At 71.2% G+C, this 8497-nt stretch carries 10 protein-coding genes; 4 read left to right on the top strand and 6 right to left on the bottom strand.

Annotated elements, in window-relative coordinates:
- The 4 genes from MFF42_RS17515 to MFF42_RS17500 form a co-directional block, all read right to left on the bottom strand.
- The coding region (locus MFF42_RS17515) for a protein TolA (protein WP_238256891.1) at positions 1 to 937 on the bottom strand (937 nt) is incomplete at its 3' end.
- Positions 938 to 1010: 73 nt separating this feature from the next.
- Positions 1011 to 1472 carry a protein TolR gene (gene tolR / locus MFF42_RS17510; protein WP_238256890.1) on the bottom strand — a complete coding sequence of 154 codons (462 nt, stop codon included), beginning with the start codon at positions 1470 to 1472 and terminating at the stop codon, positions 1011 to 1013.
- A gap of 88 nt (positions 1473 to 1560) precedes the next feature.
- A complete protein-coding gene (locus MFF42_RS17505; protein ID WP_238256889.1) occupies positions 1561 to 2262 on the bottom strand; it encodes a MotA/TolQ/ExbB proton channel family protein in 702 nt (233 codons plus the stop codon).
- Positions 2263 to 2334: 72 nt separating this feature from the next.
- A complete protein-coding gene (locus MFF42_RS17500; RefSeq protein WP_238256888.1) occupies positions 2335 to 2841 on the bottom strand; it encodes a Tat pathway signal protein in 507 nt (168 codons plus the stop codon).
- Between the two features lie 590 nt (positions 2842 to 3431).
- Between MFF42_RS17500 and MFF42_RS17495 the strand changes: the two genes are divergently transcribed.
- Complete coding sequence (locus MFF42_RS17495; protein ID WP_238256887.1) at positions 3432 to 3863, top strand: Hsp20 family protein; 432 nt, start codon at positions 3432 to 3434, stop codon at positions 3861 to 3863.
- 164 nt (positions 3864 to 4027) lie between these two features.
- The gene (locus MFF42_RS17490; protein ID WP_052300104.1) at positions 4028 to 4312 is read left to right on the top strand and encodes a BQ00720 family protein; all 285 of its coding nucleotides are present in this window, start codon (positions 4028 to 4030) and stop codon (positions 4310 to 4312) included.
- 214 nt (positions 4313 to 4526) lie between these two features.
- Here the strand turns inward: MFF42_RS17490 and MFF42_RS17485 are convergent, their stop codons facing one another.
- Complete coding sequence (locus MFF42_RS17485) at positions 4527 to 5312, bottom strand: alpha/beta hydrolase (protein WP_238256892.1); 786 nt, start codon at positions 5310 to 5312, stop codon at positions 4527 to 4529.
- 138 nt (positions 5313 to 5450) lie between these two features.
- On the opposite strand from MFF42_RS17485, the gene MFF42_RS17480 reads away from it, so the two are divergent.
- Positions 5451 to 6680, top strand: coding sequence for a glycosyltransferase family 4 protein (locus tag MFF42_RS17480; RefSeq protein ID WP_238256886.1), 1230 nt, complete (start codon positions 5451 to 5453; stop codon positions 6678 to 6680).
- 197 nt (positions 6681 to 6877) lie between these two features.
- Positions 6878 to 7399, top strand: a complete 522-nt coding sequence (gene infC / locus MFF42_RS17475; RefSeq protein WP_231346348.1) for a translation initiation factor IF-3 — start codon at positions 6878 to 6880, stop codon at positions 7397 to 7399.
- A gap of 145 nt (positions 7400 to 7544) precedes the next feature.
- Here infC and MFF42_RS17470 read toward each other — a convergent pair whose 3' ends face one another.
- A complete protein-coding gene (locus MFF42_RS17470) occupies positions 7545 to 8312 on the bottom strand; it encodes a carboxylesterase family protein (protein WP_238256885.1) in 768 nt (255 codons plus the stop codon).
- Positions 8313 to 8497: the final 185 nt, after the last annotated feature.

Below are 8497 nucleotides of genomic sequence, written 5' to 3'. Positions count from 1 at the left end.
ACGCCGCCCGGCGCGCCCAGGCCGCGCAGGCCGGCAATGCCCAGCGCAACTCCGCCGCCACCTCGCGGCAGAGCGCGACGGGCGCCGCCGCCGCGGCCATGGCGTTGGCGTCGCTGGCCGCGGCGGCGGCGCCCGTCGCGCTCTGCCGCGAGGTGGCGGCGGAGTTGCGCTGGGCATTGCCGGCCTGCGCGGCCTGGGCGCGCCGGGCGGCGTCGCGCTCGGCCTTCGCCTTGGCGGCCTTGATCCGCGCCTCCTTCTGCGCCTCCTCGCGCTTCTTCTCCAGGATCTCCTTGCGGCGCGCCTCGCGCTCGGCCTCGCGCTTCTTCTCCAGCGCGGCCTTGCGGCGCTCCTCGATCTTGGGATCGGGCTTGGGCGGCTCGGTCTTAGCCGCCACCGGCGGGGGCGGCGCCAGCGGCTCCGCCTCCTGCGCCTGCGAGGTGATGATCTGCTCCTCCGGCGGCGGGGGCGGCGTGTCGGGCGGGACCTCGGTGACGGCCTCCGGCGGCGGAGGCGGCGGCTGCACCTCCTCCGGCATCACCTGCGTCATCTCGGTGGGCGGGGGCGGCTGCACCTCCTCCGGCGCGACCTGGGTCATCTCCGGCGGCGGCGGGGGCGGCACCTCCTGGGGCGTCTCGACCGGCTGGGCCGTCTCCGGCTCGCCCTCGGGCTTGGCCTCCTCGGGAACCGCCTCGGACTGCGCCGTCTCGGCGGGCGCCTGGGTCTCGGCCTCCGCCATCTGCGGCGCGAGATCGATGGTGATCTCCTGGTCGCCGGGGGGGGAGGGCGGCGTCAGGCGCAGATAGGCGATGCCGAGCAATCCCGCGGCGTGCAGGGCGAGCGCCACGACGAAGGCGGCCGCGAGGCGGCCCTGGCCGCCCCCCTCGGAGGGACCCGAGGGGAGTCCGTACCCGCCATGGGCGGGCGTAGGGGCAGGCATGGGGGCGGGCATCGGAGCCGGCGTCGGCGGCATGGGCGCGGGCCTCGGAGCTGGCTTGGGAGCGGCCATCGGCTTAACGGGCGGTCCCTGCGGCCGGCGCGCCGCCGCCCGATTGGGCGATCAGCGAGACCTTGGTGAAGCCCGCCTGGCCGACGAGGCCCATCACCTCCATGATCTTGCCGTAGGGCACGTCCCGGTCGCCGCGCACGAGCACGACCTGATCCGGGTTCTCCGCCTTGAGCTGCTTCAGCCGCGGCATGAGCGTCTCCGGCGTGAAGCCGTCCTTGGCGATGTAGGGGATGCCGTCCTTGTCGATGGAGACTTCGAGCGGCTTCTGCGACTGCGCCACCTTGGCGGCGGTCGTCTTCGGCAGCTGCACCGGCACGCCGGTCGTCATCAGCGGCGCCGCGACCATGAAGATGATCAGCAGCACCAGCATCACGTCGACCATCGGCGTGACGTTGATCTCGGACATCGGCGTCGCGTCGAGGCCGTCCTCGTCGTCACTCGCCGAACGAGCGGTTCCCATGGCCATGACTTCGCCCTCCCGGGCGTCGGCGGCGTCCCGCCGGAGGGCGGGCGTCGCGTCGAGGGTTTCGGGGTGTTAGCGCGAGGCGGAAGACCTACTCGGCCGCGGCGGCGCGAGCGTGGGGCCCGCGGTCACGGGCGAGGCGGTTGCCGAGCACCGCGATGCAGGACACGAAGCCCGACTGGATGCGGGCGACGTCGCCGGAGAGCTTGTTGTAGGCCATGACCGCCGGGATCGCGACGACGAGGCCGATGGCGGTGGCGAACAGCGCCTCGGCGATGCCGGGGGCCACCACCGCGAGGCTGGTATCCTGGCTCTTCGCGATCGACGAGAACGAGTTCATGATGCCCCAGACCGTGCCGAACAGGCCGACGAAGGGGGCGGTGGAGCCGGAGGTCGCCAGCAGCGACAGGCCCGCCTGGAGACGCTTCACCTCGACGCCGAGCGCGCCCTTCATGGCGCGCTCGATCCGCTCGCGGCGCTCGGCCCGGCTCTCGCTGGAATCCTGGTCGCGCCACGCGTCGAGACCGGCCTTGACCACGTGGCCGGCGATGCCCTTCTGCCCCGTATCGATGGTGCCCTCCGAGCGCACCATCGCCTCGAACGCCTTGGCCTGCCGCTTGGCGGCGGCGAGGCGCACGAGCTTCTCGAAGACGACGGTCCAGCAGGCGAGCGAGGCCACCACGAGCAGGATCATCACGCTTTTGACGATCGGGTCGGCCTGAAGGAACAGGCCGATGAACGACATGTCGTGAGCTGTGGCGACCGCCTCGGCGGGCACGGAGGTCGGATCCATGTGTTACTCCTCGTGGCTCCAATGTTCGCCCGTCGCCCCCGGCCGCGCCGATGGGACGGGCGTGGCCGGCCTTCAGCGATCGAAGGCGGCCGACGTCTTGCTGGTGGTCTCGATCCGCTCCAGGCAGCTCTCGCGGGTGGCGTCGCCGCCCTCGCAGGCGAGCACGTCGTTGAGCAGCAGGCGGCCGATCTTCGGGCAGGCGAGGCCGGCGAAGTCGAAGAGCCGGACCACGGTCTTCTTCTCCTGGACCGGTCCCAGCTCGACGGCGAGGCGCTTCTGGGCGACGCCCTCGGTGTCGAAGGCGAACAGGTCGACCTTGAGCGACTTCAGCGCGGGGCCGCGGCCGTTGTCGACGAGCATGTAGGTGCGGCAGGCGTCGCCCGCGGGCTCGAGCCGGTTCAGTTCGATCTTCAGGGGAGGGGCGTCGGATTTGGCCTCCGACTTGACGTCCGGCTTGGCCGCGGGCGACGCGTCCTGTGCCGCGGCGCCCGAAATCGAGGCGGTCAGGACCGCGACGAGGACGAAGCCCGCCCGGAGGCGTCCCCCGATCCCGCGGCATCCCGGCATTGCACGCCCCATTCCCCAGCCTCCCTGAATCACGACGATCTCATCTCCCCACTCGCGGTGCCCCGGAGAATCCGGAGCGGACCGCTCGACCCGAAGGCCGAAGGACGGCCGCTGTCCCGAAGGTCTCCTCGCCAAAGGTTTCCTCGACCGGGTCGCGACGGCACCGACGGGCCTCGTCTTCCCGGACCGGATCACCGCGGCACGCTCTCCGGCCGCTCGGCGATGTGCGGATACAGCAAAGGTCACGCCCGGCGCTCCCCACAGCACCGTGTACGTTTGCGGGCGTGCCTATCCGACAAGCAGGGTGTTGATCAAGGTTTGCCAAGAATTTCAGAGCAATTCCAAACTATTGGAGGGCACGCCCGCGATCGGGTCGCCTTTCCCAATCGTCCCGATTTGCATTGCCGTTTCATCCCGGAGGCGCCGGTCCGGACCGTATCGAGGGGGGTCCGGCGACCCGGATCGCGCCCTTGATCGGCGCTGTTGCGCTTTCCATATCCCGTCTCAAGAGCGCTGCCGCGAGGCGGGCTCGACACCGCGAGGTGCCGCCAAGGGCTCGACGCCGTTCGACCCCCAGGGCCTTGCCGGAGGTTTGAGTGACGATGACGCGGCCGTCCCCGTTCGGGTATCCGTTCCTGCTCGGCTTCGACGAGATCGAGCAGGCACTCGACCGCGTCTCCAAGGCGGCGAGCGACGGGTATCCGCCCTACAACATCGAACGCATCGCCCGCAGCGAGCACGAGCCGGAACGCTTGCGCATAACGCTGGCAGTCGCCGGATTTACGCAGGACCAGCTCGACGTCTCCCTGGAGGAGAACCAGCTCGTCGTGCGGGGACGGCAGGTCGATGACAAGGCCCGCCAATTCCTGCACCGCGGCATCGCGGCGCGGCAGTTCCAGCGGGCCTTCCTCCTCGCCGACGGCATGGAGGTGCTGGGGGCGGAACTGTCGAACGGCCTGCTCGCGATCGATCTCGCGCGCCCGGAGCCGGAGCGCATCGTGCGCAAGATCGCCATCGCCGCCAAGGATCCGTGAGGATTCCGAGACGGGTCACAGCCGGCGATGCGGGCGATCCCGCGTCGATGCACCGCGGACCGCGCCCGCCCGTCGCCCACACCTCGACCCCAACCCGGATTTGTCGCCGCCGATGCGCGGGACCATATCCGGTTCAACGCTCTGCCTCGGAAGGAGGGCATCCCATGACCGACGTCACGACGACCGACCTGACCATCGACACCACTGCCACCCCCGCCATCGATCCGGCGGAGTTCGCCGCCCTCGGCGAAGGGCACATCGCCTATGTCCGTCCGATCCGCTCGGACGAGGTGCGCAGCCTGTTCCCGCAGGCGCCCGAGATGAGCCCCGGCCTCGACCTGTTCGCCCTGCTCTCGGCGAGCGGCGCGCCGATCCTGCTCACCGATTCCCGCGAGGTCGCCGTGGCGAACGCCATGGCCCACCAGCTCTACCCGGTGAGCCTGCACTGAACGGCGCATCCCCGCCGGAGGGCGGGGACGCGTCCCATACGGAGGCCGCTCGACTTATTCGGTGCCGCCTCCCGTCATCCCGGGGCCGCGCAGCGGAACCCGGGACACACCCGTGACGCCACGCATAGCCGCGCATCACGGGTGGATTCCGGGTTCGCCTTCGGCGCCCCGGAATGACGGGAAGAGGGGCACCGAAGGAATCAATCGGAGATGATCAGGCCATCGCCACGACCGTGCGCACGAGGAGGTCGATATCCTCGGGCCGCGACAGGCGGTGGTCGCCATCCTTGATCAGCGTCAGCCGCGACCCGCGCGCCGGCAGGCGCTCCAGGATGCGTAGGGCGTGGGGGTAGGGCACGTCCGGGTCGGCCATGCCCTGGAGGATGTGGACCGGACAGCCCGGCTCCAGACCTTGATCCAGCAGCAGGTGGCGCCGCCCGTCGGCGATCAGCGCCATGCGGATCGGATCGGGCTCCGGCGCGTAGGGCGTCTCCCGGTACCACACGCCGTCGCGCTCCAGGGTCTCCCGGACCTCCGGCGGGAAGGCGTCCCACATCAGCGCCTCGGTGAAGTCGAGGGCGGGCGCGATCAGCACCATCCCGCCGACAGGCGCTCCGCGCCGCGCCCGTTCGCGGGCGACGAGGCAGGCGATCCAGCCGCCCATGGAGGAGCCGACGAGGATCGGCCCCTCGTCCGCGAAGCGGTCGATGACGGCGCAGGCATCCGCCAGCCAGTCGGAGATCGTGCCGTCCTCGAAGCGCCCCCCCGACTCGCCGTGCCCGGAATAGTCGAACCGCACCATGCGCCGGCCGCTGCCCGCGGCCCAGGCGTCGAGGGCGGCGGCCTTCGTCGCCCGCATGTCGGAGCGGAAGCCGCCGAGCCAGACCACGGGCGGTCCCCCACCCTCGCGGACCCGCACCGCGAGCCGGCGCGGGGACGGGCCTCCGACATCGAGCGTCGCGACGGGCAGGTCGCTCGGAGAAGTCTCGGACGGACGCATGGGTTGAGTCACGGGCGCGGAAAATCCTGTGATTCTGAAACAAGCCGACGACGCTTCGTTTACCGAACCGTAAAGCCGCGGGGACGATCCTTACCCCATGACCCAGTTCCAAGCGACCGTCCCGCCTCGGGTGACGCGATGAACGGCGGCAGCCCGTCCGGCGGCCCGGTGCAGCTGTCCGAGACCTCGCCGCTGGCGGGCGTCACGGTGCTGCAGATCATCCCGGCGCTGGAGGCGGGCGGCGCCGAGCGCACCACCGTCGATGTGGCGGCGGCGCTGGCCGAGGCCGGCGCGCGCCCGCTCGTGGCGACGGAGGGCGGGCGGCTCGTCGGCGAGCTGCAGGCCAAGGGCGGGATCTGGGTGCCGTTCCCGGCCAACACCAAGAACCCGCTCGCCATGGCGCTCAACGTCGAGCGGCTCGCGCGGCTCTGCCGCCGGGAGGGCGTGCAGATCCTGCACGCCCGCTCCCGCGCCCCGGCCTGGGTCGCGCTGGGCGCCGCGCGCCGGCTGAAGCTCCCCTTCGTGACGACCTATCACGGCAGCTATTCCGGCCGGACCAGCGTCAAGATCCTCTACAATTCGGTGATGGCGCGGGGCGACGTGGTGATCGCCAACTCGCACTACACCGCCGACCTGATCCGCCGGACCCATCCCGAACAGGCCGGGGGGCGGATCACCGTGATCCACCGCGGCACGGATCTGGCGGCGTTCACCCCCGCGGCGGTGGCCGCCGCGCGGGTCGAGAGCCTGCGCCGGGCCTGGAACGTGGCGCCGCACGAGCGCGTCGTGCTGCTCGCCGCCCGCCTCACCGCCTGGAAGGGGCAGCGGGTGCTCATCGAGGCCGCCGCGCACCTGCGCGACCAGGGCCTCGCCGACTTCGCCGTCGTGCTCGCGGGCGATCCGCAGGGGCGCTCGGCCTACGAGCGCGAGCTCGACGCGCTGATCGAGGCGCGCCGCCTGACGGGCATCGTGCGCCGGGTCGGCCACTGCACCGACATGCCGGCGGCCTTCCGCGCGGCCTCCGTCGTCGCGGTGCCCTCGGTGGAACCGGAGGCCTTCGGCCGCTCCGCGGTCGAGGCGCAGGCGCTCGGCATCCCCGTGGTGGTCTCCGATCTCGGCGCCGTGCCGGAGACGGTGCTGGCGCCCCCCGACGTCGAGCCCGGCCAGCGCACCGGCTGGCGCGTGCCGCCGGGCGACGCCGCCGCGCTCGCCGACGCGCTGAAGGAGGCGCTGTCGCTCGGCGCCAGCGCCCGCGACGCCCTCGCCCGCCGGGCGCAAGGCCATGTCGAGGCGAACTTCTCCCTCGACCGGATGACCGGCGCGACGCTGGGCGTCTACGCCGATCTCCTGAACCGGGCGAACCCGTGAGGCCCGTGACAGGTCCGTGATAGGGATGAACCGAAATCAGCCCCATGAGTTGACTCGGCAAGAAGATTTGCCAAGTTAGTGCCGTCCGGCCGAGCCGGATCAATCGGTGGCCGGGGCTCGCCAGACGCGGTGGCTCTCAGGCTGCCGTTTTGTCGTTGATACAGGAGAACTGAGCCATTCGCAGACCAATGAGAGCCATGCCGGCCCCGCAGAAGGACGGGCCGCGCGCAAACCGGGACATCCGCGGCGTCCGCGACGTCCAGCTCATCGACCAGGACGGGCAGAACCGGGGTGTCGTGCCCTTCTTCGACGCGCTGGCCATGGCTGAAGAGGTTGGTCTCGATCTCGTCGAGATCGCGCCGAACTCCGTCCCTCCCGTCTGCAAGTTCCTCGATTACGGGCGCTTCCGCTTCAACGAACAGAAGAAGCAGAACGAGGCCCGCAAGCGGCAGAAGACGGTCGAGGTGAAGGAGATCAAGCTCCGCCCCGGCATCGACAAGCACGATTACGACGTGAAGATGAAGGCCGTGCAGCGGTTCTTCGAGGAAGGCGACAAGGTCAAGGTCACCCTCCGCTTCCGCGGCCGCGAGATCGCCCACCAGGATATCGGCCTCCGCCTCCTCGAGCGCGTGAAGCAGGAGACCCAGGAGATCGCCAAGGTCGAGAGCGAGCCGATGCTCGAAGGCCGCCAGATGATCATGATCCTGGCGCCGCGCTGACCGCAGTCGGTCCCGGTCGCCGCCGGCGCCTCGCCGGGCCCCCTCGGAGCGAGCCGTTGGGTGCGCGTGGCAAGTTCGGGTGGCAAGGATGATGGGCGCCGTTCCGGCCGGAACGGCGCTTCCATTTTGTCCGCCTGCCCGACCCTCACTCGGTCGTCGGCCGCCGCTGCTCCAGCAGCCACAGCCACCAGTCCGGCCGGTTGTAGATGGCAGACTTCCGGACCGAGAGCCGTTTGTCGTTCGAGACCTCGAGCCGGGCGGGCCGCGTTCCGCCGGGGCATCGCGCCTGAGCGGACATCGCCTTGAGGATCCCTTCTCCGGCGATGAGGGGCGTCTCGATGGCGGAGGCTCGGATCGGCACGTCCTTCAGCAGACAGATCCGCTCCAGCCCCTCGTCCGCGGTCACGACGTCGTGCCCACCGACCGGCGTCCCGGCGGCGAACAGACGGGGCCGCTCCATCATCCACGTCCACGTCGCCCGTCCGCCGGCTCCCGCGCCGCTCAGGTAGATCCGCGCCGGATCGATCCGGTAAGTGGACCTAAGATGCGTCAGGAGCCGCTCCAGGCGGCCCAGATCCCAGGCTCCTCCGGTCCCGTCCGCCCGCGGTGAGACGACGAACAGCGGAAGCCCGCGATGGGCCGCGAGGAAGGCCGCGGGCCCGGCGTGCGCGAGCCGGTCCGCATCGTCGCCCGGTTCGTCCCGGTCGTGAAGGAAGATCAGCAACGGCCATTGCTGGGCCGGCATCGCCGCATAGCCGCGCGGCACGAACAGACGGTAGGACGCGGTGTCCGGCGCCGACCGGATCGTCTGCTCGCCCTCTGGCGCCGGGTCGGAGGCTTCGGCGCCGAGGGCCGTGCCCGGGACGGCCAGAGAGCCGGCCAGGAGAGCGGCGGCCAGCCAAGGGTGCATCATGATCCCTCCGGCGCGGTCTTGAGGCGAATCCCTTCGCCGTCCGGCCAAGCGGAGCCATCGTGCCCACAATTGTGGCGTGCATGCGGGGTGGGAGCGGATGCGGGCGATCTGGTGTCCGGCTGATCCGCTGATCGCTTCGGTCTCTCCTTCCGTCATTGCGAGGCGGAGCCGAAGCAATCCAGGGC

The organism is Methylorubrum podarium, from assembly GCF_022179745.1.
GTDB lineage: Bacteria > Pseudomonadota > Alphaproteobacteria > Rhizobiales > Beijerinckiaceae > Methylobacterium > Methylobacterium podarium.
The sequence above is the reverse complement of the archived record's forward strand: the minus strand, read 5'-3'. Positions and strand labels throughout refer to the sequence as shown.

What these genes read in the sequence shown, in the direction of transcription:
- tolR (WP_238256890.1), bottom strand. Translation starts at nt 1,472, where the DNA reads ATGGCCATGGGAACCGCTCGTTCGGCGAGTGACGACGAGGACGGCCTC.
- MFF42_RS17505 (WP_238256889.1), bottom strand. Translation starts at nt 2,262, where the DNA reads ATGGATCCGACCTCCGTGCCCGCCGAGGCGGTCGCCACAGCTCACGAC.
- MFF42_RS17500 (WP_238256888.1), bottom strand. Translation starts at nt 2,841, where the DNA reads ATGGGGCGTGCAATGCCGGGATGCCGCGGGATCGGGGGACGCCTCCGG.
- MFF42_RS17495 (WP_238256887.1), top strand. Translation starts at nt 3,432, where the DNA reads ATGACGCGGCCGTCCCCGTTCGGGTATCCGTTCCTGCTCGGCTTCGAC.
- MFF42_RS17490 (WP_052300104.1), top strand. Translation starts at nt 4,028, where the DNA reads ATGACCGACGTCACGACGACCGACCTGACCATCGACACCACTGCCACC.
- MFF42_RS17485 (WP_238256892.1), bottom strand. Translation starts at nt 5,312, where the DNA reads ATGCGTCCGTCCGAGACTTCTCCGAGCGACCTGCCCGTCGCGACGCTC.
- MFF42_RS17480 (WP_238256886.1), top strand. Translation starts at nt 5,451, where the DNA reads ATGAACGGCGGCAGCCCGTCCGGCGGCCCGGTGCAGCTGTCCGAGACC.
- infC (WP_231346348.1), top strand. Translation starts at nt 6,878, where the DNA reads ATGCCGGCCCCGCAGAAGGACGGGCCGCGCGCAAACCGGGACATCCGC.
- MFF42_RS17470 (WP_238256885.1), bottom strand. Translation starts at nt 8,312, where the DNA reads ATGATGCACCCTTGGCTGGCCGCCGCTCTCCTGGCCGGCTCTCTGGCC.